This is a genomic window from Rhodobacteraceae bacterium D3-12, assembly GCA_025916135.1.
Lineage (GTDB): Bacteria > Pseudomonadota > Alphaproteobacteria > Rhodobacterales > Rhodobacteraceae > JAKGBX01.
The window spans coordinates 3,189,603-3,214,502 of the sequence record CP104793.1 but is presented as its reverse complement, the minus strand read 5'-3'; the positions used below and the strand labels follow the sequence as shown (position 1 = coordinate 3,214,502).

The following is a 24,900-nucleotide window of genomic DNA, read 5'->3' as shown; positions in this document are numbered from 1 at the left end:
TGTGGCGCGGGCAGCGAACGCTCGCGCGATATCTAGGCCGGCTCGGCCAGCATTTTCCCCAGCGATTTAGGCCAGCATCGCTGACAAGAATCGACTCCAGCTTACGTGGCCTTATCCGTGAAATTTTCTCTGCAAAGCTCTAAGGGTCTGAATTTTATGCCATAAATTACTTTGACGACTTAGTTAAGTTACTTTACGATCATATGTAATATATCACAGATATAGTAGAGTGAGCCAATGCAGGAAAAGCAAACCAAATCCCTTTTGACCGTGACGCGGGATGATTTGCTTGCCGATGGCAGCGATCTGGCGTTTCGCAAAATGCTGCACAATCTGCTCGCCTTTTCTGCGCGGCTTGAGCAGGTCCGAAGCCGGTTTGGCGCCTATATCGGCCTCACTGGTCCGCAATACACGATCCTGATCACCACCCGACAGCTTCAGGGCGCAGAGGGGGTCGGAGTTGGCGCGGTCGCCGAGCATCTGGCGCATTCAGCGGCCTTTGTAACGGCCGAGACCAACAAGCTTGCCAAGCTGGGCATTCTGAACAAACTGCCGCATCCCAAAGACCGCAGACGCGTGCGGCTGAGCGTGACAGAGCGCGGGCTCGCCTTGCTGGAGTCGCTTGCCAAAGTGCAGTCCGAAATCAACGACCAACTGTTTGAACCCGTCGATGCCGGGAACTTCGACATGCTGCAAACCCTGTCGCGCGATCTGCGCGAAAGCGCGGTCAAGGCGCTGTTGATGGCCGATTACCTGCTGCCGCCGGATGGAGGCACATCATGAGCGTTTCTGTCGAAGACCAGCGCGCCCTGCGCAACGCTTTTGGTGCATTTCCGACCGGCGTGTGCATCGTGACCTGTAGCGTCGATGAAGAGAAACTCGGCATGACGATGAGCTCGTTCAACTCGCTGTCTCTCGATCCGCCCTTGGTGCTGTTTTCGATCGACAAACGCGCCAACGGTCTGCCGCTTTGGCAGCGCGCCGAGGGATATGCGATCCATGTTCTGTCTCAGGAACAGACCGAACTGTCGAACCGTTTCGCGCGGCCGGGCAACAAATGGGAAGGCGTCAAAAGCCAGCCCGGCGCTTTTGACGTGCCGCTTTTGTCCGGCGCTGCCGCCGTTTTCACCTGTGCTGCTGACCGGGTGATAGATGGCGGTGACCATCTGCTTTTCATCGCTCGCGTCACGGAACACCGAACCGACGCCGACCGCAATCCGCTCGTTTTCGCCAAGGGGCGCTATGCCTCGCTCAAGCTGGGCGAGCAAATGGAAACCGACTGGCCTCTGGCCATTCACTATTGATCCAACAGGAGTTCACAATGCTAAAGACTGGCAAACAGCACACCGAAAGTCTCCGCGACGGACGGCAGATTTTTATCGACGGGGCCGAAGTCAACGACCCGACAACGCATCCGGCATTCCGCAACGCGGTTGGTTCGGTCGCGGGGCTTTATGATTTCCAATCCTCCAAGGAAAACCGCGATCTCATGACGTATGAGATCGAAGGCTCTGGCGGGGAACGCGCCAACCGGATTTGGCAATTGCCGAAATCGCACGCCGATCTGGTTGAGCGGCGCAAGGCGCTCGAAGCCTGGACCGAGCTTCACGGCGGGTTTCTTGGCCGGGCACCCGACCACGTGGCGTCCTGTATCGCCGGCATGTATATGGGGCTCGACGCATTCGAGGCCTATGACAAGGAGCGCGCCGGGGCGCTGGCCGACTATTACCGCTATGCCCGCGACAACGAGCTCTACCTCACCTATGTGATCATCAACCCACAGGCAGACCGCTCGAAGACGGCGAATGAACAGCAGGATCCGTTCCTGACTGCGGGCGTTGTCGATCAGGACAGCGAAGGGCTGACCATTCGCGGAGCCAAGATGCTGGCCACCGGTGGTATCCTCGCCAATGAGGTGTTCGTGACCTGCATTCAGCCCCTCAAGGAAGGCGAGGAGCCCTATGCGGTTTCGTTCACCATCTCAATGAATGCCAAAGGGCTCAAAATCCTGTCGCGCAATTCTTACGAGGCTTCGGCCAAAAGCGTGTTTGACCACCCGCTGGCAAGCCGCTTTGATGAAAACGACGCGGTTCTATATTTTGATGATGTCAAAGTGCCGTGGGACCGGGTGTTCATCAATCAAGACACCGCCATGTGCAACAAACAGTTCCACGCCACACCCGCGCATGTCTATCAGAACTATCAGGCCCAGATCAGGCTGATGGTCAAAATGCGCTTCTTGCTTGGTATCGCTCGCAAAACGGCCGAGACCAACGGCGTGATCGGCTTCCCGCAGGTGCGTGAAACGCTCGGGCAGCTGGCCTCGCAATGCGCCATGGTTGACGCGCTGGTTCATGCGATGGAAATCAAGGGCAGCCACCACGGCGAATACTTCATCCCCGACCGCCATACGCTTTATGCCGCGCAGGTTCTGACGCAACAGCTCTACGGCACGGTCAACACGACGCTTCGCGAGCTGGCAGGCGGCGGGTTGATCATGTTGCCCTCGTCAATTGCTGATTTTGCCAACCCCGAAGTCCGCGAGATGGTCGGCAAAACCCAGCAATCCCCGACCAGCACCTCAGAGGGCCGGGTAAAGTTCTTCAAACTGGCGTGGGACGCTGTCGGCTCGGAATTCGCTTCGCGTCACAGCCAGTATGAGATGTTCTATGCCGGCGCCACCTTTGTGACCAAGGGGCACTCGTTCCGAACCTTTGATTGGGATCGGTGCACCGGGCTTGTCGATCGTATGCTCGACAGCTACGCGCTCGACGACGAACTTGCCAAATTTTCCACTGCTGCGGAGTAAATGACGATGACGATCAACAAGGAACACAAGGAATTCTTCGCCATTGATATGGGGACCGAGGGCTGGCACACGCCGCCGGGCTATCCCAGTGGCATCAAACAGAAAATCCTCGCCGGGGCGCTCGATGAAGAGAACAACACCGGCAATCGCACCCGTTTGCTGCGGTTTGAACCCGGGGTGTTCACAACGGCGCCGTTTGTCCATGACTATTGGGAAGAGGTCTACCTTGTCGAAGGGGATCTGACCGTGGGCAATGACGAAAACGGCGAGGGCGGCGAAGCCTTCGCGCCCCACACCTATGCCTGTCGTCCGCCCGGTGCCTATCATGGGCCGTTCAAATCCGAAGGCGGATGCGTGTTGATGGAAATCCATTACTTCGACGAAACCGCGTGATGGACACTGTCGCTGACCTGTCAAAACAGCTTGCAGAGGGCGAGGTCACAAGCCTCGCCCTGACCTCGGCTGCTCTGGATCGTATCCTCGATACCGCGGGCGAGGGCGCGCGCGTGTTCACCATGATCGACCCCGAACGCAGCTTTGCTCAGGCCCAGCGGCACGACACCCTGCACGCGCAGGGCGCAAGCCCGTCGCCGCTCTCGGGCATTTCGGTGTCGATCAAGAACCTGTTCGACATCTCCGGTCGGGTGACAATCGCCGGGTCGCAGGTGCTTGCCCAAGCCGCTCCGGCAACGGCGGATGCCGCCGTGGTCGCGCGTTTGCGAAAGGCCGGTATGGTCATTATGGGTCACACCAATATGACCGAGTTTGCCTATTCCGGTTTGGGGTTGAACCCGCATTACGGAACGCCGGCAAACCCGGTCGACCGGCGCCGCATTCCGGGCGGGTCATCCTCTGGTGCGGCGGTCTCTGTGGCCGATGGTATGGCTGCGGTCGGTCTGGGAACCGACACCGGCGGATCATGCCGGATACCGGCGGCGTTTTGCGGTCTCACGGGCTTCAAGCCAACCGCGCGGCGCATTCCTATGGATGGGACATTCCCGTTGTCATCGTCGTTTGACTCGATCGGATCGGTCGCGCGCAGCGTGACCTGCTGCGAAATGGTCGACGCGGTGCTTTCCGCCGAAAGCGGCCCGATGCTCACCGCGCCGGACCTGTCCGAACTGCGCTTTGCCGTGCTGGACAACTTCGTTCTCGACGATCTTACGCCCGCTGTCGCCGCGGCATTCGAGGCGGGGCTGAAAACGCTGGTTCAAGCCGGTGCGCAAGTGGCGCGCGTCCGGCTCGATGATCTTGATGCTCTGCCCGCACTCAACGCGCGTGGCGGGATCATCGCCGCCGAAGCTTTCGCCGTGCATCAAAAGATGCTTGCGAAAAGCGAGGCCGCGTATGACCCGCGCGTCAGTGCGCGCATCCGCAAAGCCGAAACGCAGCATCCGGGAGAGTATCAAGATCTGCTTGAAACACGTCGCCAAATGATCGCGCGCGCCGATATTGCAACGGCACCGTTTGACGCGCTGTTGATGCCAACGGTCGCGATGGAGGCGCCAACACTTGCCGAAATGGCGGATGACGCGGCTTTTGGCGCGGCCAACCTGCTGGCCCTGCGCAACACCACCGTCGCCAACCTGCTCGACAGATGCGCAATCTCTTTGCCGCTGCCGGTTGATGGGCTGCCGGTCGGGCTAATGCTGATGGGGGAAACGATGGACGACCGCCGCCTGTTCGCAATGGCGCGCAGCGTGGAGCAGGTGTTGCGCCGGTGAGCGACGTAAATCAGCGGCGCAGCACTTCGTCGACAATGTTCGACTGGAACGCGTTGATATGCTCGCGGATTGCGGTTTCGGCCTTGTCCGGGTCGCCCTGAGCGATGGCGTCAATGATCATCGCGTGTTGCTCGCACACCAGATCATTGTGCCCCGGCACTTTGAGCGACAAGGTCCAGAACCGCTGAGAGCGGTCGTGCAGATTGGCCAGCAGCTCAGCCAGGATCGAGTTGCCCGCCGCTTGGCTGATGAGAGCGTGAAACGCGCTATCAAGGGCGATCATATCCGCCACATCGCGCGTCTCAACGGCCTCGGTCATACGCTCAAGGTTCGACCTCAGCGCCTGTATCTGCGTCTTGTTGGCGCGCTGGGCGGCCCAACGGGCGGATTGCACCTCATTCAACAGGCGCACCTCATTGATTTCGACCAGATCATCCAGAGACACCGGCGAAACCACCACCCCCTTGCGCGGCATGACCTCGACCAGACCATCAAGCGTCAGACGCTCAACCGCCTGAAGAACCGGCATTCGGCCCATCCCAAGATCATCCGCAAGATCAGCGACCGTCACCGCCGCGCCGGGTTTCAATTCACAGGTGAGAATGCGCCGTTTGAGAGTCGCATAAGCCTGCGACTTGAGAGAGACACGTTTTGGCCGCTCGGGTTTGGGCGCATTCATTTCGTTCATTGTATCTACCGAAAATCAATTAATATGTCAGTTTTTCACCCGGCAATCGGGAGGACATCAATATCATATCGTAGCGATATCTTGCGCGAAAGGACAGGATCTTCCAATTCGGCCACAAACCGCGGCGCCGAGCGGATCCCGCCAAGCGCAGGCACTGTGCCGCACAACAAAACGGTGCCATCCTCAAGCGAGGCGTCACCGTTCAACCGGCTCATCGTGTCATGGGGGTGTAAAAGCCCATCCAGCGTGCCTTCCTGATAGAGCACAGAGCCGCCATCTTCCTCGATGTAACTGCGCATGATGAGCTGGTCCCAATGCTCGATCACCTCTTCAATTGGCCAGAGGGTGCTCGATATCGGCTTTTCACAGATCTGCTTGGACAAGGTCACGCCATGCGCTTCAAGCTCGCGGTCGGTGTGGTCCGACCCGATCCCGACAAACAGCTTTCCGCCGCTTGCAACGATCACCGGCTCGACCTCGCCGCTTGATGTATCGCCCGAAACCTGAATCGACGGATCAATGGTCAGGCGGCTTGCTGCGACACGATAAAAAGTCGGCGTTTCCGCGGGGCGGGGCACACCGAGGGCTTCAAGCTCGGCAATGTGGTGCTCCATCGCAGCTTTGTCGCGCCCGGCCCAACCGGCAATCACCAATTGATTCGCATCGAGAACAAGCATCTCTTCGGCGTTTTTGGAAACGATGTTCAACGAAATCGTCATGGAGTGTTCCTTTTCTTTAGCAATTTGATGGTTTTTCGGACGCGCTGTTGAATTCTGTACGTTTTGGGCGGGCCGCATCGGAAACCGTCTTGACAGGATCGGTTTTACAATCATTATGTGATATATCACAAGCGTTTTTATTTAGAGCTTGCCGGGCTAACCCGCTCCGCTCTTTGGAAAAACGCCGCGAAACCAAGATGAAAAGCAAAACGGGGAAGTAGAATGCAACACTTCAGACAAAAGACCCTGGCCATTGCGGCCTTGGCCCTGACAACGCTGGCGACATCCGTGATGGCTCAGGACAAGCCCGAGAGCATTGACATCGGCGTCTTCACGTTCATGTCGGGACCGGCGGCAGCCTATGGCATGCCGGGACGGCAGGGCGCAGAAATCATGATCGAACAGATCAACGCAAACGGCGGCATTGCCGGCGTGCCGATCGCGGCCACCTTTGTAGACGAGGCGCAAGGCGCCGAAGGTGTGATCTCGGAATACCGCCGCTTGGCCGAAGGCAAGACCGACTTCATGATCGCGGCGCTGTCGTCTGGCAACTGTCTGGCTCTGGCACCGATCGCGGATCAATTGCAGGTGCCAACGGTTGGTTGGAACTGCGACACGCACCAGCTTTACAAAAAGAATTACGACTATTTCTATCGCCCCAACGGCAACACGATTGCCGAATTCATGGCCTATACGCTCTATTTTCTTGAGGAAAATCCGGACGTAAAGCGCGTGGCGATTATCAACCCGGACTACTCCTTTGGCCATGACGCCGCCGAAATCGTCAAGGCAACGCTCAAGGCCGTAAAGCCGGAAGCCGAAGTCGTGGCCGAACTGTTCCCCAAACTGGGCTCAGCCACCTATCAGACCGAAATTTCGCGCCTCGCGGCGGCACGCCCAGACGTGATCTTCTCGAACCTCTGGGGTGGCGACCTTGAAAACTTCATCCGTCAGGCCCAGCCGCGCGGCATTTTCGCCCAGAGCAAAGCGGTTCTCGCCCTTGGCGAAACGGTGTTGCAACGCTCTAACCTGCCCGAAGGCGTGATCGTCGGCGTGCTGGGTGACGGCTGGTGGAGATCGCCGGACGCGCAAAAAATCGGCAAAGCCGAGCCTTTCGCCGCCGCCTACAAAGCGAAATTCGGCGAAGATCCGGTCTTTCCGGCGGTGAAGATGGCCAATGCCTTCCTTGTGATGCAGGCCGCCTATGAAACGGCCATGAAAACCAACGGCGGCACATGGCCCACCCATGCCGAACTGGTCGGCGCTATGGAAGGTCTCAGCATGGACACGATGACCGGCAAGATGCGTTTCCGTGAGGATAACGACGGTATCGTAGATCAGGTCGTCGGCACGACAACGATCGTTGAAGGTATCGACTATCCAGTGCTCGGCAACATGGTGCGCTATGATGGCGCGACTTTGCTGCCGCCGCTCGGAGAGGACCGCTTGGCTGGATCGGCACGCTCACGCCGTCGATCCTCGACAAACTGCCCGATCCAGGTAGCTACAAGTAAGCCAACATGAAATGGCAGGACCCGCAGCACAGGTTGCGGGTCCTGCACTTGCGGTGCCGGGTGCTCCATGTAAAAGCCCGTCTCCGCCCCAGCCCGCCCCCAAATCTGTACTCAATTCCGTGCCCGCGTTCGTGCCCGAGTTAAGGTAAACACAATGCTACAATCAATCATCCCCTTGGCGGTCGACGCGCTCGCCAATGCCGCCCTGATCTTCTTCGTGGCGGTGGGTCTGACCCTGGTGTTCAGCGTCCTTCGCATTCTGAATGTTGCCCACGGCAGCCTGTATTCCATCGGCGCTTATGTTGCCGCCAGCGTCGGCATGTGGATCATCGCTGCCGGCCTGCCTGCGTGGCTCACATTTCCGGCGCTGTTGCTGTCGGCGGCATTTGTCGCCCTGCTGTTCGGCCCGCTGATCGAAAAGCTGTTGGTGCGGTGGACCTATGACAAAAGCGAAGCGGTGCAGGTGCTGGTGACCTTCGCCCTGTTCCTGATCCTCGAAGACCTGCAGCGCATGGTTTTCGGCGTGCAGTCGGTCTATCAGGACACACCGATGGCACTTCTGGGGATCACCCAACTCGGCGGGATCGTCTATCTCAACTATCAACTGCTGCTGATCGCATTCGCGATTATCGTGCTGATCGCGCTGAAGGTGTTCATCGCTTACTCGCGCACTGGCAAGCTGTTGGCGGCGGTCGTCGAAGACCGCGAAGTGTCACAGGCGATGGGGATCGACACGGGCAAGATGTTCGTGATCGCCTTTACCATCGGCGTCTTTCTGGCGGCCCTGGGCGGGGCGCTGGCCACCCCGACATCCGGCGTATCGCCCGGCCTTGGCGCTGAAACCATGGTGCTGGCCTTTGCCGTTGCCGCTGTCGGTGGCCTTGGACAGGTCGAAGGCGCGGCCCTTGCCTCGATCATCGTCGCTGTCGCCAAGGTGCTGGCGATCTATTTCGCCCCCGCGCTTGATGCGGTCGCCCCCTATCTTGTCATGCTCGTCGTTTTGATCGTGCGGCCTTATGGCCTGTTCGGCAGCGGCGCGACCCGGAGGATCTGATGACCAGATTTCACACCATACTTGCCGGCGGCGTTGTTGCGATGATGCTCGCGCCTCTGGCGTTTCCCTCGATCCAGTTCGTGCTAACCATCGCCATGGCCAAAGGGTTCGCGGCGCTGGGCGTGGCCTTGCTGTTGCGCGCGGGGCTGATCTCGCTCGGTCATGCGATGTTCTTTGCCGCCGGAGCCTATGGCGCGGCCTTCCTCGCCACGCGGCTGGGGGTGACGGACATCGTTCTCATCCTGCTGGCATCGACCGTGCTTGCCGCGGTTGTCGGGCTGATTGTCGGGATGTTCCTTGTCCGCTATCGCGCGATCTTTTTCGCGATGCTCAATCTCGCGGTGTCGATGGTCGCCTATGCGCTTGTGTCCAAGCTTTACGGCATCACCGGCGGCACCGACGGGATCGGCGTGCCGGTGCCAACGGCCTTCGGGTTTGAGCTGGAAAAGGCGGCGTTTGACACTCTGCTCTACTACATCGCCTTGCTGTTGGTGGTTGTGGTCGGCTTTGTCGTGCACCGCTACCTGCACAGCCCGCTGGGCCATGCGCTCTCGGCGGTTCACACCAATGAAGTACGCCTCGAATATCTTGGCGTATCGGCGTGGTCGGTGCTTCTGGTCGGCTATGGCCTCTCGGCGGCGCTTGCCGGTTTGGGCGGGGCCATCGCGGCCACGTCGATCGGACACGTCCTGCCGGAATACGCCTTCTGGACGGAAAGCGGCCACTTTGTTCTGACTGCGGTTCTGGGCGGGATCGCCGGCATCGCCGGACCGTTCCTCGGCTCGGTCTTTCTCGAAGTCGTTCACACTGCGGCCGTCGGATACTTTGCCGAGGCCTGGAACATGATCGTCGGGGTTACCCTGCTTGTCGTGATCTTCTTCCTGCCGCGCGGCCTGTTTGGCCTTGTCGAAAAGCTGTCCGGCATCAAGGACCACAAAGGGGAGCCGAAACTGTGATGAAACCATTGTTGAAAGCACAAGGGCTTGAGGTGAGCTTTGGTGGCGTCAAGGCTGCGGACGGCGTGGACCTGACTATTCACGAGGGCGAATTCGTTGCAATCATCGGGCCGAATGGCTCGGGCAAGACGACATTTCTCAACCTATGCACCGGCTATCTGCGCCCGAATGCCGGGTCTGTCTGGCTCGAAGATCGCGAGATCACGGCGATGCCACCGCGCACGATTGCGCGCAAAGGGATCGCGCGGGCCTTTCAGATCCCGCAGTTGTTCACCGAACATACGGTCATCGAGAATGTGATGCTCGCGCTTGCCGCCCATCGCAACATCTGGGAGATGCTCACGCCGCTGACGCGCCCGGCCTATATCGACGAGGCGATGGAACTGCTTGAACTGCTCGGCTTGAAAGAGCACGCCAACACCCTCGCCGGGGCCTTGCCCGAAGGGCTGCGCAAACTGGCTGATGTCACAGTGGCCATGGCGCTCCGACCGCGCCTGTTGCTGCTGGACGAGCCAACAAGTGGCGTGTCCGCGCTTGAGCGGTTTCCACTGATGGATACGCTCATGACGGCCATGAGGGCGCAGAACATCACCGCGCTCTTTGTCGAACATGACATGGAAATCGTTGAAAAATACGCCGATCGCGTTGTGGTCTGGGAGGCCGGTCAGGTCATGGCCGAAGGGCACCCGGATACGGTCATGAAAGATCCGCGCGTTCTGAAAAGTGTGGTGGGGGCAATATAATGCTTGAAGTCAAAGACCTTTCTGTCGAGATCGCGGGCGTTCAGGTCCCTGCGGGACTTGGCGTTCAATCTGAAGGCCGGTGTCTGCACCGTTCTGATCGGCCGTAACGGCGCGGGCAAAACGACAACCCTGCGCGCGATCATGGGGCTTTTGCCACGGCAAAAGGGCGTGATCCGGCTGAACGGCACTGCGGTGCATGACCTACCCAGCCATGCGCGCGCCGCCCTCGGGATCGGCTATTCCCCCGAAGATCGCCGCCTCATTGGCGAGTTCACAATCGAAGACAACATCCTGCTTCCGGCGCTCGCTCTGAACCTGCCTGCTGCGGAACGCAAACGCAGGCTCGAAGAGGTCTATGAGTTCCTGCCAGAGCTTCGCAATCTGCGCCAGCGCCCCGGCGGCGGCGTGTCAGGCGGGCAGGGCAAGATGGTGGCGCTTGGTCGTGCGCTGATGGTGGCGGACAAGGTGCTGTTCCTTGATGAACCGTTTCAGGGGCTCGCCCCGGCGCTGGCGCTTGAATACGCGCGCACGCTGTCGAAACTGCGTGAGCACCGGCCCGACATCGCGCTGCTGATCACGGAATCGTCCCCCAAGCTGCTCGATGAAATCGCCGATGAAACGCTTCAGATCGAACGCGGCGTTCTGACCGCCGCCTAAGCACTCGCGCCGGGCGCATGGCCCAATTCACCCACGACATGCGCCCGCGTTTGCCCTGCCTGGCACCGACCCTGACCCTGACCTCGCCGTGACCAAAGACCGGCGCGACCATGTGAATGTCGACCCTACCGCAACCCGCGCGCCAGAGCCTACGCCGGGGCCAGCACAGACAAGCACAGGGTAAAAACAGAGCAAGCTCCTGAAAAGCCTCACCAATTAGCGCACCGTTTAGCGGCCTTGCGGCCTGTGACACCGCTCGCAATGCGGCCCCTTAATGCCGACAGACCCAACAGCAGACCGCCCCCGTCAACGCGCAATCATAAAATTTGACCTATCAGCATCCCGTGCTAGAATGCCGCAGTTGATTGAAAAAAATGAAACCAAACGGCGGTAGCCGCGCGTGCAAGTGTTTGCATCAAATCGGATTAATTGAACTGAATTTGATCATCAGCGGATTGTTGGGCATTGGCTTCCATCGTCCCCATGCTGCTCTTGGCTCAGTTCGGGAAATTTTAAAAGGGAAAGCATAATGGCCACTTTTACCGTAAATCTTGAAGATGGCGACGGGTTCGAATGGGACATTAGGAACACAGGAGAGATTCTCGACGGCACGGATGACGCGTTTGACAGTGCGTTTGGTCTTTCTTGGTTTGCCACGTCTGCAACGCAATCGATCGAGAGCATGAATGGCCGCCAGCACGAGACTGTTGGCACCCATACCAGCGGGCTTGATGTTTCGCGCAAGATTTACGTCTCTGAAACGCAGGGCTATGCGCGGTTTTTCGACACTTTTACCAACAACACCGGCGCGGCGATCACCTTTGACCTGAGCTACAGCCACAACTCCGGCGCTGATTCAAATTACACGGTTTTGGCGAGCTCCAGCGGCGACACGGTGCAGGCGGCGGATGACACCTATATCATCTCGGATGACAGCGCGACTGGCAACGGCGGCTCGGACCCGGTGGTCGGAATTTTCTTTGGTGACGGAAGCTTGACGCCAACCTCATTGGTCTCAACTGGCGGCTTTACACACGGCTATGATACCATCACGGTTGAACCCGGTGAATCCATCTCTTTCATGATGTATGCGCAGCAAAACGACAATTTTGCCGATGGCACCGAAGATGTCCAAAGCTTCGTTGTCCCCACCGCGGACCGGCTCGAGGGGTTGACCCAGGCTGAGTTGGACCAAGTGATCAACTATGTCGGCTTGCAGGCCGATCAGACCGCGTCAGGGCCCGTCGTGGACCTTAGCAATAACGACGGCCCATCATTCTATATGTCAATAACCCAAAACATTACTTTTGACTCTTTCCACAGTTCTACGGGCACGTCGTATTCTTGGATTTCTGCCAACGGGCATAAAATCACGGCAATTGGTCATGGGATCGCGATAGACGGGAGCAATATCCCGACAGCCGGACAAGTCCAGAAATTTGTCATCGACCTTTACGATAGCGGCAGTGAAGACGTCATTATCTCTGGGGTTGATATAGACCTGTCCAATTTGTCATTCACCGGCACAAGCACGGATTCCGACACCTTCTGGGCCGAAGTTCTGGCAGGAGAGACAACTTTTATTGGCACCGATTCGACCTTTCAACAGAGAGTTGGTGGCGATGCCGGTAATCTAAGCGGTGCGGCAACGCTGTTAATCGGTCAGGACGATACGTTCGAGGCTGGTGATCTTGGCGTCAACTTCTTCTTCGGGGACGCGCTGGACGTCAACGAGGCGACCTTGGTCGGCGGAAATGACACTCTCAATGGAACTGCCAGTGTCGCGGTCGGCGACGCGTATAACACGGAGTCAAATGCGCGTATATTTGGCGGTGACGATCTTATTATCGCATCGTCGGACAACCCACATGATTTTCTACCACAATTTGGTGGCGATGTGGTTCTCATCTACACTGGCTCGGTGGTCATGGGGGGGACGATTTCATCGACTTAAGCACGCTAACCTCTTTGTCGTCAGCGCATGCCTGGGGTGATGCCTTTTCGGTTGATTCAACATCAACCCTCCTCGCCGGTGATGATACATTGCTAGGCGGTGGTGGCGACGATTCCCTCGCCGGGGACACCACTGACTCTCTTGCCTCATCGAGCTACTCAGTCGAAGGCACGTTCCGCGGTGGCCATGATTTCATTGGGGGCAACGGCGGCGATGATTTCATTTGGGGTGATGTGCGTACAATCGGCGCTTCAATCGTTGAATTCAGAGCCGGCGAAGACACGCTGCTTGGCGGGTCAGGTGATGACAAAATCTATGGTGACTACAATTACAATCAATCAGCGGGTGACCTTGGTGCAGATGACGTAATTGCCGGGGACAGTGGCAACGATACGATATACGGCAACGGCGGCGATGACGTGCTCGACGGCGGTTCCGGGAGCGACAGTATCATTGGCGGTGTGGGCGATGACGTTGTGGATGGTGGCAGCGGTAACGACCTCCTGCATGGCGACGCGCCAAATAGTGCGAGCCATCTTATTGGGCTCAACACGGGCGGCGCGAGCACCGACGCCCTGAGTGCCACAATTTTTTCATCAGGCGCACCAGCCTATAATACGATTGAATTCCTGTTCCAGAGTGAAGGGGGCATACCCGAAGGCGATGCGCCGCATCTGTTTTCTTACGGTTTGCCGGGGACGGAGAATGAGTTCGGGCTCTATGTAAATTTATTTGGTGATTTTGACTTCTTTTACAACGAAGCTTTCGGCAACCTCGGCGTTTCAGCCGCCGACGTTTTTGATGGCGAAGTCCACCGAATCTCGGTGCGAACCTACGGCTATGCTCACGAGTCGAGTGTTAGCCTTCTTATTGACGGCGTATACCAAGGTGCCGTCTCGTTTGACCCGGGCGGGCTCGGTGGCAATGGTCTGTTGGTTTTCGGTCAAGATAACGATGACGGCGCGGTCGACGATCAGACCAACCAGCGCACCGTGGGCTATTTTGGCGATATCAGGATCTTTGGTGATGCACGCACGACCACAACGATCCAGCGAGACGCGTTTAACTTTGATATAGAGCCTATGAACTTGCACGAGCATTGGGTCGTGGATGCCAACAGCGAAAGCATGGTCAACCTGGTGACCGGCGGCTCAGAAATGGCAATTCACGGCAGCCCGCCGTTTATGGTGCCAGAAGGCGGCAACGACACGGTCGATGGCGGGGATGGTGACGATACGCTGATGGGCGACGCGGGAGATGATGTCCTGTCTGGAGATGAAGGCAACGACAGCATCTCTGGCGGCTTGGGCGATGACACGCTCTATGCCGGGACTGCTAGCGTCAACAGTTTGGGCCAGGACACGCTTGACGGCGGTGACGGCAATGACAGCCTGATTGGCGGCAATGGTGCTGATAGCCTGACTGGTGGAGACGGTAACGATACCATCACCGGTGGCGATGACTACTCCTCGGCCGATGTCGATACGATCTCGGGCGGCGAGGGCAATGACCTGCTTATGTCCGGTCAGGGTGCTACTAGTGCCGCTTCTCAAGCCAATGGCGATTTGATTTCCGGCGAAGCGGGTGACGATACATTGCTCGGCGGCGGGGCGGATGATTTTCTAATGGGCGGATACGGCACCGATAGCCTGACCGGCGGCTTGGGCGACGACACGCTTTATGCTGGGTCGGACAGCTTTAGCAGCTATGGCTGGGACACGATCGAAGGCGGTGAGGGTAATGACCTTGTCGTCGGAAGCGATGGTGAAAACAGTTTGAGTGGCGGCGCAGGGAATGACACGATCACCGGTGGCACAGACTTTTCCACGGCAGATGTCGATACGATTTACGGCGGCGACGGGAACGATTTTCTGATGTCCGGCCAGACCTTTGTAGCTGGCGGATATCAAGCCAATGGTGACCAGATCTACGGCGATGCGGGCGACGATACATTGCTCGGAGGCGAAGCGGACGATTCGCTAATGGGCGGTGAAGGCACCGACAGCCTGATCGGCGGCTTGGGCAACGACACGCTTCTTGCTGGGAGCTTCAGCGTCAACAGTTACGGAAACGACACGCTCGAGGGCGGTGATGGCAACGATTTAATGTACGGTGGCAATGGGGCCAATAGCCTGTCTGGTGGCGCTGGCGACGATCTTATCTCCGGTGGCGATGACTTCTCATCGGCCGATGTCGATACGATCTCAGGCGGCGATGGCAATGACTTTATTTATTCGGGGCAAATAGGTGCCAGCGCGGCAACGCAAGCCAATGGCGATCTGATTTCCGGCGATGCAGGCGATGATACATTGCAAGGCGGCGACGCGGATGATGTTCTGTCTGGAGGTGAAGGCAACGACAGCATCACAGGTGGCTTGGGCGCTGACACGCTTTATGCCGGGACAGACAGCTTCAACAGCTTGGGCCAGGACACGCTTGATGGAGGTGTGGGCAATGACAGTCTGATTGGCGGCAATGGTGCTGATAGCCTGTTTGGTGGCGACGGTAACGATACCATCACCGGTGGCGATGACTTCTCCTCGGCCGAGGTCGATACGATCTCGGGCGGCGAAGGCAATGACCTGCTGATGTCCGGCCAGGGTGCTGTAAGTGCGGCGTATCAAGCCAATGGCGATTTGATTTCCGGCGAAGCGGGTGACGATACATTGCTCGGCGGCGAAGCGGATGATTTTCTAATGGGCGGATACGGCACCGATAGCCTGACCGGCGGCTTGGGCGACGACACGCTTTATGCTGGGTCGGACAGCTTTAGCAGCCATGGCTTGGACACGATCGAAGGCGGTGAGGGTAATGACCTTGTCGTCGGAAGCGATGGTGAAAACAGTCTGAGTGGCGGCGCAGGGAATGACACGATCACCGGTGGCACAGACTTTTCCACGGCAGATGTCGATACGATTTACGGCGGCGACGGGAACGATTTTCTGATGTCCGGTCAGACCATTGTAGATGTCGCATACCAAGCCAATGGTGACCTGATCTTCGGTGATTTGGGCGACGATACATTGCTCGGCGGCGAAGCGAACGATTCTCTGTCTGGCGGTGAAGGCAACGACAGCCTGATGGGCGGCTTGGGCAACGACACGCTTTATGCTGGGACCGACAGCATGAATAGCTTGGGCCAGGACACGCTTGAGGGCGGTGATGGCGATGACAGCCTGATCGGCGGCAATGGCACCGATAGCCTGACTGGTGGCGATGGCAACGATACGATTACGGGCGGCGATGACTTCTCCTCGGCCGATGTCGATACGATCTCGGGCGGCGAGGGCAATGACTTGCTTATGTCTGGTCAGGGGGCCGCAAGTGCGGGATCTCAAGCCAATGGCGATTTGATTTCCGGCGATGCGGGTGACGATACATTGCTCGGCGGCGGAGCGGATGATGTTCTGTCTGGAGGTGAAGGCGACGACAGCATGAGTGGTGGCTTGGGCGACGATGTGCTTTATGCTGGGACCGCTAGCATCAACAGCTATGGCCAGGACACGCTTGAAGGCGGTGACGGCCATGACAACTTGAACGGCGGTAATGGCGCTGATAGCCTGACCGGTGGCGACGGTAACGATACCATCACCGGCGGCGATGACTTCTCCTCGGCCGAGGTCGATACGATCTCGGGCGGCGAAGGCAATGATTTGCTGATGTCCGGTCAGGGTGCTGTAGGTGCGGCATATCAAGCCAACGGCGACCTGCTCTCGGGTGGTGGCGGTAACGACACGCTTCTGGGTGGCCGGGCCGACGATGTCTTAACTGGAGGCGTTGGTAACGACAGCCTGACGGGTGATTTGGGCGATGATACCTTCGTGTTTGTGAACGGGTTTGGCAACGACACCATCACAGACTTTAGCGCCAACGATGCCGAGAAAGTTGACCTTTCCGGGGTTTCTGGGATCACGGATTTCGCCGATCTACTCACCCACCTGTCTAATGCAGGGGGTGGATCGACAAGGATCACTGATGGCGCCGATACGATCCTGCTTGAAGGGGTTGATATCAGCGAAATCGGAGTTGGTGAGAACTATTCTCAATTCGATTTCATCTTTGACTAAAACGGCATGCCGGATTTAGGGTCGCGTTCAAAACCGCAGATCGCCGGAAGGCGACCTTAGCAAGACCACAAACCCGGCGACGGATTGAAAAACGATAACCTTGGGCAGCTTGACCGAAATTGGTCAAGCTGCCCTTGTGGCTCAAAGCCGCCCAAAAAACGCGCAAAATGCCGCATATCCAAGCACGAGAAGTACACTCCATTGGGCACGCTGCTTTGCTATTGCAGACGCTTTGCCCCTGACTTTGAGGCAAGGAGAACGACATGGGGACAAGCAATTACAGCGACGAGTTTAAGCGGGATGTGGCGCATCAGCACACGGTGCGGAGCTAACCGGTTCGGGAGGTTTCCCGGCGTTTAAGCGTCAGCACGCATTCGCTATACAAGTGGATGAAGCTTTTCGGTGATCCGGTTTTGAAGAAGCTCGACGTAGATCATGAAGTCAAGAGCCGACGTTTGATGAATCGCCCCCTCACACATGCTATGTATGTGCTGCCGGGCAGTAGGTGATCTCGAAGCTTTCGTAGATTGCGGATAAGCCGGCTTCGTGGAGGTGCGCCTATTGCCCTTGCGACAAACTATCGTGTAGGAGCCAAGTTTTACGTGACGCGGCAGCGAAGCTCATGGAGCCAGTTATTAAAAACCACTTTGCGGCGGGGCGGTTGAACTGAGGGTTCTCCAAAATATGCTGCCGCCAACACGATCTCTAATAGGGAGCCGTGACCAAGACAGAGAATTGGGAGTGCGTTTTCCGATAAAGAGGCGCGTTCACGCTGCGCCCGAGGCTATTGCCCCGGAAAGACTAAAGAAACTGGCTTAGCACATTCTGAAAGACTGCTTTCAGATCTTCCTTCGATTTAGGCGACGCGCCAAACTGGCCCTGCATCAAAAAACGAAAAGCGCCGTCAAGCAGCGCATAAGCGAGCTCTACATTTGCAGGGCTGTCATGGCCTGCCTGCAGGAAGGCAGAGCGCACGACCTCGATCAACTTGCGTTCAATGTCTTCCACTTCCGGGCGAAAGGCTTCATCAAACATTGCCTGATTGCGGATGTCATACCAAAGCCTGTGGGTCTGGGCATCGTTGACGATCGACGCCGACAGCACCTCGCTAAAGGCACCGATCACGCCGTCTCGACCCTTCGCCGCCGCTAGGGCGCTGGCAATTTCTGCCACGAAATCCTGTTTGTAACGGGACACACAGAAAACGATCAGGTCGGCACGATCTTCAAAATAATAATGCAGCATACCCAGCGACATATCGCTTTGCTCAGCGATGTCGCGCAGACTGGTGTTTGCATAACCAAGCTCGACAAGCGCTTTGATCGCGCTTTCCGCGATCTGCTGCTTCTTCAGACCCCGTTTGGCGTTCTTGCGATCCGAGCGCGCTTTTAATTTGGCGGGCATTTCATTCATAGGCGCAAAATGCTCCTTGTGGCGCCCGAGTGCAAGGTATTGCACCCGGGCCTTGGCTTAACCCAATAGAGCATTCAGAAAGATTCTGGGCAATTTGAACCAGCTGGGTTTGTACTGGAAATCGGTCAGCAATGCGCCGACCTTGTCCTGTTTGCGGTTGGTGATGAACCACGGCGGACGCGGCAAGAGGGTAAAGCTGCCCGACAACAAATTGCGCGGGAACGGGCTCCAAGGGGCCTGCACCACGCATCGTTCGGTGTTCTCCAGCATGAAAGTATTGTGAACCGTTCCGATGCCCGATTGGACATCCTCGGGCGTGTGCCCCGGAAAGGCGCCCCACGGACAGGCCGTCGCAAGAAAGGCCAGCCCCGTCCAAGCATTGATCGCAATCGCCCCATAGCGCAGATCGGCGATGATTTCGTCAAAGCGTTTCTGTCCGATTTGGCGGATGGTTTTGGGGTGGATCAAGACGTTGGCCCCAAGGGTGCCGTGCAGTTGATCGTTGGCATAGGCGATGGCGGCCTTGAGGTAGGTTTCGGCATCCGGCGCGTCCATTTCGTGCGTGGACATGGCAGGCGCGAAAACTTCGTTCTCGCGGAACCATTCGGCGTCATCAACGCTGTTGATGATTGCGGCGGGGGCTTTGCCACGGGCAACCGTTTCTACGTTTGCAGCATTGCCCTTGAAGGTGTCCAACCGATCCGCAGCGCCCGGATAATAGGCCAGTCGGGTCGATTTCGCGATCACCTTGCGCAGGTTATCCATCAGGGTTGCGCCTTTGTCCCAACCTTTGGGCATAATCAACACCTGACAGGCGACGCAGTTGAAGCCGGAGTTATGCAGCTTTTGCGTTGCGATATGCTCGGCTTGAAACCTAAGGTCCGCATCAGACCACGGGCCGGGAACAACAATGGTCGGGCACACCGCGCCCAGTTCGGATGTGAACCGTTTATTGTTCTTGGGTGTCCCTGCTTTGCGGTTCTTTTCACCCTCTGCCCCCGTGCCCCATACAATCGCATCATGGGTCGAGGCGGCACCAGTGATGTGCAGCTCTTCGATGATCGGATGCTCGGTCAGGTAGGCCCCCGCGGCACCGTCGCCTTTGACGATGCGCACGAAATCACGGTCGATGAAGGGTTTCAGCGCGATCCGCAGATAGTCCGTCAGATAGTCGTTGACGGGGTTCATTTTCAGGATGACGACCTGATTTTCGATCAACAGTTTTTGCAGCACATCCAGCGGCGCGATCGAGGCGATGTTGCCCGCCCCCAGCACCAGCGCGACCTTGCCTTTGCGCTGCGATGCGGGTTCGTCATAGATCAGCGCCGCGTTCTTGGCCAAGTTTGCGCCGTTGACGCCTTTTTGCATCCAGACCTCGGCCTTGACGCCTGACAGCAGCAGGTGATCCCAGATCGAATGCGGTAGCACCTTTACCGCGATTTGACCTGTCGGCAGCATGCGCGTTGGCAGATGGTCCAGATATGCCTTTCCCTCCATCCCGCTGAGCGTCTGGATGAAGCCATTGCAGCCGGACATCAGGGCATAGGGGCCGGACGTCCATTCCTCCCCGATCAGGGGAGAGCCTTCGGGGATCAGCTTTTTGCGCGCGGCAGTCTCGGCCCAGCCTTGTGCGACGCTTCTGAGGTTGTCTTTCACTTGGCTAAGCAATGAAATCCGCTCGGCGGTGTCGGTCTGTGCCCATGTGTCTTTGGCGGCGTCCAGCGCGTTAAGCGCCGTGTCGTATTCCTCGACAAACAGAGGAGTCATCGAACCATCCATCGGTCAAACTCCCTTTTCAATGAGGGTGTTGCCGAACTGCTCGCGCAGTTTGTTCTTCAGCATTTTACCGGTGGCGTTCAGCGGAATTGCGTCGGTAAAAATCACCGCATCGGGGATCTGCCAACTGGCAACCTTGCCTTCAAACATCGCAAGAATCTCGGCTTCACTGGGCGCGGCGCCCTCGGCCGGGACTGCGATGATGATGGGGCGTTCATCCCATTTCGGGTGCGTCGCGCCGATCGCTGCGGCCATGGCAATACCCGGATGCGCCACCGCGATGCCTTCCAGATCGACCGATGAAATCCATTCGCCGCCGGATTTGATGATGTCTTTCGTGCGGTCACGGATCACCATGAAACCGTCTTCGTCGATGGTTGAAACATCGCCCGTGTCAAACCAGCCGTCCGCTGTCATGGCGTTTTTATCCGCACCGAAATAGGTGTCCACAACCCAGTGACCCCGACATTGCAACGCGCCCTCGGTCGTCCCGTCATTGGGAAGCACCTTGCCGTTATCATCGACAATCCGCAGGTCAATTCCAAAAGGCGGGCGCCCTTGGCCCGACCGCAGGTCTGCCATCGCTTCTGTGTCAAGCGCCAGATGCTTGGCCTTGATCTGGTTCGCGGTGCCCAAAGGCGATGTTTCTGTCATCCCCCATGCGTGGATTGTTTCACAATCGTATTTATCGCGGAACGCGGCAATCATGGATGGAGCGGCGGCCGATCCCCCGATCACGTTGCGTTTAAGGCTTTCCATTTTGGAGCCGGATTTGTCAGCAGCCGCCAGCAGCATCATCCAGATCGTCGGCACGCCCAAGGCGAGCGACACTTTATACGTGTCGATCAGTTCCAAAAGGCTGTCGCCGTCCAAACCCGGCCCCGGCATCACCACTTTTGCGCCGGTCATCGCCGTCGCATAGGGGATGCCCCAAGCATTCGCGTGGAACATTGGAACCACTGGCAAAATGGTGTCATTAGCGGAAAGCGACAGGGAATCCGGCAAGCTGATCGCGAATGTATGCAGCATCGTGGAGCGGTTGGTGTAAAGCACGCCCTTGGGGTTGCCCGTCGTTCCCGACGTATAGCACAGCGAACATGGCGTTTCTTCGTCAAACTGTGGCCACGCATAATCATCGGCCCCGGTTTCGACCAATTCATCAAAGAAGATCACATCGGGAATGGCGGCCAGCACCTCTTCGTCGCGTGGGCCCATATAGATATGGTGCTCGATCGTCTTGAGGTGAGCGCGTGTGCCCGTGATCAGCGGCATGAAGGTTTTGTCAAAAAACATCGCCTTATCGTCGGCGTCGTTGCAGATGAAAATAAACTGTTCGGGGGGCAAGCGCGGGTTCAGCGTGTGGCACACCATGCCGCCGCCCGAAACCGCAAACCAGATCTTGAGGTGGCGGTGGTTGTTCCACGCCAGCGTCGCAACACGGTCGCCCTGCGACAGTCCCAGATTTTGCAGAGCCGAGGCCAGCTTGCATGACGCGATGCTGACTTCGCCCCAGTTTGTCGTGTGCATTTCGCCGGATGTTTCTCGCGAAATGACTTCGGTATCGCCGTGGTATTTCCCAGCATGGACAATCAAGTCGCTGATCAGCAACTCTTGTTTCATCATCGAACCCAACATAATTCTCTCTCCCTAATTTTATTGGTCGTGCAGCCCCGCGACGCGCGGACGTAGGGCGGCTGTTTTCTCGCTCAAGCGGCGTATTCGGCTTTGATCATGTCCGCGCATTTTTCGGCGATCATGATGGTCGGCGCATTGGTATTGCCACCAATCAGCGTTGGCATGACCGAGGCATCGACAACGCGCAACCCCTCCATGCCGTGCACTTTCAACTGCGGGTCAACCACGGCCAGATCATCGGTGCCCATCTTGCAGGTTCCAATCGGGTGATAGATCGTGTCGGCGCGGGCGCGAATGTGTTCTTCCCATTCTGCGTCAGACATGTTGTCCGTGACCCCGAACAGCTCTTTCTTTTTGAAGGCGGCCAATGGCTGAGCCTCAAGAATTTCACGGGTCATTTTCGCGCCTTTGATCGTGGTTTCCAGATCTCGGCGGTCTGACAGGAATTTCGGATCAATGCCGGGGTCTGCCATCGGATCGGCACTGTTCAGGAACACCTCGCCACGGGAATGCGGACGCAACGCACAGATGTGACAGCTATAACCATAGCCGAGGTGCAGACGTTTGGCGTGATTGTCCACGACCGAGATCACGAAGTGCAACTGGATGTCAGGCCGGTCCAGCGCCGGATCGGTTTTCAGAAAAGCCGCACCTTCCGCAAATGGCGTGGCGATCATGCCTGTGCCTTTGCGCCACCACTTGAGGATCGCTGCGGTCAAACGCGCAGTGCCGCGCAGGCCGATGCCGAAATTGTCGGTGTCGCTGGTCTTGTTGGCGAGGATGAAATCAAGGTGGTCTTGCAGGTTCTGCCCAACGCCGGGCAGTTCGTGAACCATGTCGATCCCGTGCCGCGTGATGTCCTGCGGGCGGCCGACGCCGGACAATTGCAGCAATTGTGGCGATTGGAATGCGCCACCGGATAAGATCACTTCCTTGTTTGCGCGCACTTCCTTATCTTGCTTTCCTTGACGATAGGCCACACCGACCGCACGTTTGCCTTCAAACAGAATCTTGGTGGCGCGGGCCTTGGTGATCACGGTCAGGTTGGGCCTGTCCATGACAGGGTGCAGATATCCTGCGGCGGCCGAACAGCGTTCGCCGTGCTTACCGTTGCCATGAAACTGGGTCACCTGATACAGGCCGACCCCTTCGTTGTCGCCGGTGTTGAAATCCTCCCGGCGGCGATGCTGAAGACTTTCTGCAGCCTCGACAAAGGCATGGGTGATCGGCCGTGGTTCTGTCTGATTGGAAACCTGCAACGGGCCGCTATCCCCGTGGAAATCATCCGCACCGACCTCGTTGTTTTCCGACTTCTTAAAGTAGGGCAGGCACTCGTCCCAAGACCACCCATCACAACCTGCTTCGGCCCAACCATCGTAATCCGATTTATGCCCTCGGACATAAAGCATCGCGTTGATCGCCGAGGACCGCCAAGCGCACGTCCGCGCGGTTGATAACCTTTACGCCCGTTCAGCCCCGGTTGCGGCACCGTGTCAAAGGCCCAGTTAAACAGCTTTCCGTGCCCAGGCATTACGGCGACCACACCAGCGGGTGCGCGCAGTAAAATATTTGTTCCTTTGCCGCCAGCCTCCAGCAAGCATACCGATATGTTCGGATCTTCGCTCAACCTCGAAGCCATTGTCGCTCCTGCGGAGCCCCCCTATGATTACAAAATCATACCCCATTATCTTCTCCCTGATTTTCCTCCACGCTCTCCCAGACAAAACAGCCCAGAATTACGGCGTCATATTTCAGACTCTTGTATTAAGCAGAAAATCAGGACACTTGTCCAAGAAAATTTTCAGAGGCTAGATCAACCTCGCTACAAAGCCGGAGACACCAATCTACGAATTGAATGTTTGAGTGCCCCGATCATCAGCATTCCTTCCATCGGCGGCCAGATAACCTCTCCTCTCAAACCACTGCAGCGCATTACAAAATTCGCGGTCGCAAGCCGGTCGAACGCGCTGCACTACGAGCTTCAACCGTTAAGCATTCGGGTGCGTATTGTCGAACTCGGTATGGTTGAGACGAGCTTTGTTGGCAGCGTTTTTGATTTCGCGATGGATGAAAACATAGCCGACCATAATCAGACCGCCGAGGCCATGAGCCGTTTGTTCAGCAATCTGACCTCCTACTCCGCCACGCCCAAAACGACGGCCAAAGTTGATTGTAACGTCGCTTAAAAGGCAGGAGGAAATTCAGTCCGGTACCAGGCGCAGCCGATCTGTTGGACGAGCGTAAAGCGTGGTTTTGGTCGCGCCCTTTGAGTTAGGATCGTCTGCGGCGAAAATAGGGTTTCGGAGCAGGAGCCAATTGCTGTCTTGAATGGCTGTTTCGGAGACATACACAGAGCCGCAGCCGACGAAGCGCGCCGATGCAGGCGCGCATTGGCAATGCCAGAGCTATTCAGAGGCGTGGCCAAAAAGATAGGGGCGCGTGCCGTCTTCCCAAACCGTGAATTTCACCATGGCCTTCTGAAAATCGGCGCTCTGAAGGAAACCGTCCAACCAAAGGATCACATTGGGCCAATGCTGCGCGTCAAACCAGGCACGGTCAATATGGGCGAACTGCCTCACAAACGGAAAAATCGCGATGTCGGCGAGTGTGGGCCTGTCGCCCGTCAAGTAAGGATGCTTTGCCAGCTGTGTCTCAAGTGACTGGATGAAGTTGGATGCTTTCGCCCGTTCGGAGTGTGCATCCAGATCAGGATAGCGGACTGAGTATTTCGTGTGGTCAAGCGCGGCTTTGAAGGGCCCATCGTTCTGGGCAATCAGGGCCTCGCCAATACTCGGCATGTTCAATAGCCCATGCGGATCACTCTTCCCAAGCGCCCATCGCATGATGTCGAGACTCTCATCCAGGTTCAAGTTACCCGCTTGCAGATTGGGCACCGTGGCCGACGGTGAGGCCCGAAGAAATTCCTGCGGCTTGTCTTTCAATTTGATCTCGCGCAGTTCCACCTCCAGCCCCGCGCTCAACACCGCCATCCGCGCCCGCATTGCATAAGGGCAGCGTCGGAAGGTCCACAGGATCGGTCGCGGTGTGGTCAAAATATCTTGGGTCATTGCCCCACTTTATGGCGAATAGCGTTCGCCCGCAAAAAGAAGATCCTGATTAGGCTCAAAACTGTCTGACGTCAGCACCTATGGGACAGATATGAGGATTTGAATAACGGAGGGTTTCTGGTT

At 57.5% G+C, this 24,900-nt stretch carries 19 protein-coding genes and 4 pseudogenes; 16 read left to right on the top strand and 7 right to left on the bottom strand.

What is annotated here, in order from left to right:
* Positions 1–237: 237 nt before the first annotated feature.
* Genes N4R57_15935 through N4R57_15915 form a run of 5 tightly spaced genes read left to right on the top strand, consistent with a single transcriptional unit; the run spans position 238 to position 4,533 of the window.
* Positions 238–783 carry a hypothetical protein gene (locus tag N4R57_15935; GenBank protein UYV36480.1) on the top strand — a complete coding sequence of 182 codons (546 nt, stop codon included), beginning with the start codon at positions 238–240 and terminating at the stop codon, positions 781–783.
* Positions 780–1,304, top strand: coding sequence for a flavin reductase family protein (locus tag N4R57_15930; GenBank protein UYV36479.1), 525 nt, complete (start codon positions 780–782; stop codon positions 1,302–1,304). The genes N4R57_15935 and N4R57_15930 overlap by 4 nt, the downstream gene beginning before the upstream one ends.
* Positions 1,305–1,321: 17 nt before the next feature.
* Entirely contained in the window at positions 1,322–2,809 is a 1,488-nt protein-coding gene (locus tag N4R57_15925) for a hypothetical protein (protein UYV36478.1), read from the top strand.
* Between the two features lie 6 nt (positions 2,810–2,815).
* Positions 2,816–3,202: a cupin domain-containing protein gene (locus N4R57_15920; GenBank protein ID UYV36477.1), complete on the top strand. Its 387-nt coding sequence runs from the start codon at positions 2,816–2,818 to the stop codon at positions 3,200–3,202.
* Complete coding sequence (locus N4R57_15915) at positions 3,202–4,533, top strand: amidase (GenBank protein UYV36476.1); 1,332 nt, start codon at positions 3,202–3,204, stop codon at positions 4,531–4,533. The genes N4R57_15920 and N4R57_15915 overlap by 1 nt, the downstream gene beginning before the upstream one ends.
* Before the next feature lie 10 nt (positions 4,534–4,543).
* On the opposite strand, the gene N4R57_15910 is transcribed toward N4R57_15915, so the two are convergent.
* Together N4R57_15910 and N4R57_15905 are read right to left on the bottom strand one after the other, a co-directional pair.
* Complete coding sequence (locus N4R57_15910) at positions 4,544–5,221, bottom strand: GntR family transcriptional regulator (protein UYV36475.1); 678 nt, start codon at positions 5,219–5,221, stop codon at positions 4,544–4,546.
* 35 nt (positions 5,222–5,256) lie between these two features.
* Positions 5,257–5,940 (bottom strand): DUF2848 domain-containing protein, encoded by a 684-nt coding sequence (locus tag N4R57_15905; protein ID UYV36474.1) that lies wholly within the window; start codon positions 5,938–5,940, stop codon positions 5,257–5,259.
* A 222-nt stretch (positions 5,941–6,162) separates the two neighbouring features.
* On the opposite strand from N4R57_15905, the gene N4R57_15900 reads away from it, so the two are divergent.
* From N4R57_15900 to N4R57_15855, 10 genes and pseudogenes are all read left to right on the top strand, one after another.
* A complete protein-coding gene (locus N4R57_15900; GenBank protein UYV36473.1) occupies positions 6,163–7,464 on the top strand; it encodes an ABC transporter substrate-binding protein in 1,302 nt (433 codons plus the stop codon).
* Between the two features lie 144 nt (positions 7,465–7,608).
* On the top strand, positions 7,609–8,508 hold the full coding sequence (locus N4R57_15895) for a branched-chain amino acid ABC transporter permease (protein UYV36472.1): 900 nt from the start codon (positions 7,609–7,611) through the stop codon (positions 8,506–8,508).
* A complete protein-coding gene (locus N4R57_15890) occupies positions 8,508–9,464 on the top strand; it encodes a branched-chain amino acid ABC transporter permease (GenBank protein ID UYV36471.1) in 957 nt (318 codons plus the stop codon). Before N4R57_15895 ends, N4R57_15890 begins: the two co-directional genes overlap by 1 nt.
* On the top strand, positions 9,464–10,207 hold the full coding sequence (locus N4R57_15885; protein ID UYV36470.1) for an ABC transporter ATP-binding protein: 744 nt from the start codon (positions 9,464–9,466) through the stop codon (positions 10,205–10,207). Before N4R57_15890 ends, N4R57_15885 begins: the two co-directional genes overlap by 1 nt.
* Before the next feature lie 57 nt (positions 10,208–10,264).
* Complete coding sequence (locus N4R57_15880; protein ID UYV36469.1) at positions 10,265–10,864, top strand: ATP-binding cassette domain-containing protein; 600 nt, start codon at positions 10,265–10,267, stop codon at positions 10,862–10,864.
* A 529-nt stretch (positions 10,865–11,393) separates the two neighbouring features.
* On the top strand, positions 11,394–12,818 hold the full coding sequence (locus N4R57_15875) for a hypothetical protein (protein UYV36468.1): 1,425 nt from the start codon (positions 11,394–11,396) through the stop codon (positions 12,816–12,818).
* Positions 12,819–13,051: 233 nt separating this feature from the next.
* A pseudogene (locus N4R57_15870) lies at positions 13,052–15,058 on the top strand (hypothetical protein).
* Between the two features lie 42 nt (positions 15,059–15,100).
* Positions 15,101–15,214, top strand: a pseudogene (locus N4R57_15865) (hypothetical protein).
* Positions 15,194–16,885, top strand: a complete 1,692-nt coding sequence (locus N4R57_15860; protein UYV39596.1) for a calcium-binding protein — start codon at positions 15,194–15,196, stop codon at positions 16,883–16,885. Before N4R57_15865 ends, N4R57_15860 begins: the two are co-directional and overlap by 21 nt.
* A 263-nt stretch (positions 16,886–17,148) precedes the next feature.
* Positions 17,149–17,343: pseudogene (locus N4R57_15855) on the top strand (transposase).
* A gap of 343 nt (positions 17,344–17,686) precedes the next feature.
* Here the strand turns inward: N4R57_15855 and N4R57_15850 are convergent.
* From N4R57_15850 to N4R57_15835, 4 genes and pseudogenes are all read right to left on the bottom strand, one after another.
* Positions 17,687–18,298, bottom strand: coding sequence for a TetR/AcrR family transcriptional regulator (locus N4R57_15850; GenBank protein ID UYV36467.1), 612 nt, complete (start codon positions 18,296–18,298; stop codon positions 17,687–17,689).
* Positions 18,299–18,355: 57 nt separating this feature from the next.
* The gene (locus N4R57_15845; protein UYV36466.1) at positions 18,356–20,077 is read right to left on the bottom strand and encodes an aldehyde dehydrogenase family protein; all 1,722 of its coding nucleotides are present in this window, start codon (positions 20,075–20,077) and stop codon (positions 18,356–18,358) included.
* 3 nt (positions 20,078–20,080) lie between these two features.
* Positions 20,081–21,709: a long-chain-fatty-acid--CoA ligase gene (locus tag N4R57_15840; GenBank protein UYV36465.1), complete on the bottom strand. Its 1,629-nt coding sequence runs from the start codon at positions 21,707–21,709 to the stop codon at positions 20,081–20,083.
* 71 nt (positions 21,710–21,780) lie between these two features.
* Positions 21,781–23,394: pseudogene (locus tag N4R57_15835) on the bottom strand (GMC family oxidoreductase N-terminal domain-containing protein).
* Positions 23,395–23,568: 174 nt separating this feature from the next.
* On the opposite strand from N4R57_15835, the gene N4R57_15830 reads away from it, so the two are divergent.
* Positions 23,569–23,895, top strand: a complete 327-nt coding sequence (locus N4R57_15830; GenBank protein UYV36464.1) for a hypothetical protein — start codon at positions 23,569–23,571, stop codon at positions 23,893–23,895.
* Positions 23,896–24,114: 219 nt separating this feature from the next.
* Here the strand turns inward: N4R57_15830 and N4R57_15825 are convergent, their stop codons facing one another.
* Entirely contained in the window at positions 24,115–24,777 is a 663-nt protein-coding gene (locus N4R57_15825) for a glutathione S-transferase (protein ID UYV36463.1), read from the bottom strand.
* Between the last annotated feature and the right edge of the window lie 123 nt (positions 24,778–24,900).

Bases quoted from the DNA above. Each gene is read 5' to 3' on its own strand.
- N4R57_15845 (UYV36466.1), bottom strand. From the start codon at position 20,077: ATGGATGGTTCGATGACTCCTCTGTTTGTCGAGGAATACGACACGGCG.
- N4R57_15925 (UYV36478.1), top strand. From the start codon at position 1,322: ATGCTAAAGACTGGCAAACAGCACACCGAAAGTCTCCGCGACGGACGG.
- N4R57_15905 (UYV36474.1), bottom strand. From the start codon at position 5,940: ATGACGATTTCGTTGAACATCGTTTCCAAAAACGCCGAAGAGATGCTT.
- N4R57_15850 (UYV36467.1), bottom strand. From the start codon at position 18,298: ATGAATGAAATGCCCGCCAAATTAAAAGCGCGCTCGGATCGCAAGAAC.
- N4R57_15930 (UYV36479.1), top strand. From the start codon at position 780: ATGAGCGTTTCTGTCGAAGACCAGCGCGCCCTGCGCAACGCTTTTGGT.
- N4R57_15890 (UYV36471.1), top strand. From the start codon at position 8,508: ATGACCAGATTTCACACCATACTTGCCGGCGGCGTTGTTGCGATGATG.
- N4R57_15825 (UYV36463.1), bottom strand. From the start codon at position 24,777: ATGACCCAAGATATTTTGACCACACCGCGACCGATCCTGTGGACCTTC.
- N4R57_15935 (UYV36480.1), top strand. From the start codon at position 238: ATGCAGGAAAAGCAAACCAAATCCCTTTTGACCGTGACGCGGGATGAT.
- N4R57_15920 (UYV36477.1), top strand. From the start codon at position 2,816: ATGACGATCAACAAGGAACACAAGGAATTCTTCGCCATTGATATGGGG.
- N4R57_15840 (UYV36465.1), bottom strand. From the start codon at position 21,709: ATGTTGGGTTCGATGATGAAACAAGAGTTGCTGATCAGCGACTTGATT.
- N4R57_15915 (UYV36476.1), top strand. From the start codon at position 3,202: ATGGACACTGTCGCTGACCTGTCAAAACAGCTTGCAGAGGGCGAGGTC.
- N4R57_15875 (UYV36468.1), top strand. From the start codon at position 11,394: ATGGCCACTTTTACCGTAAATCTTGAAGATGGCGACGGGTTCGAATGG.
- N4R57_15900 (UYV36473.1), top strand. From the start codon at position 6,163: ATGCAACACTTCAGACAAAAGACCCTGGCCATTGCGGCCTTGGCCCTG.
- N4R57_15885 (UYV36470.1), top strand. From the start codon at position 9,464: ATGAAACCATTGTTGAAAGCACAAGGGCTTGAGGTGAGCTTTGGTGGC.
- N4R57_15910 (UYV36475.1), bottom strand. From the start codon at position 5,221: ATGAACGAAATGAATGCGCCCAAACCCGAGCGGCCAAAACGTGTCTCT.
- N4R57_15895 (UYV36472.1), top strand. From the start codon at position 7,609: ATGCTACAATCAATCATCCCCTTGGCGGTCGACGCGCTCGCCAATGCC.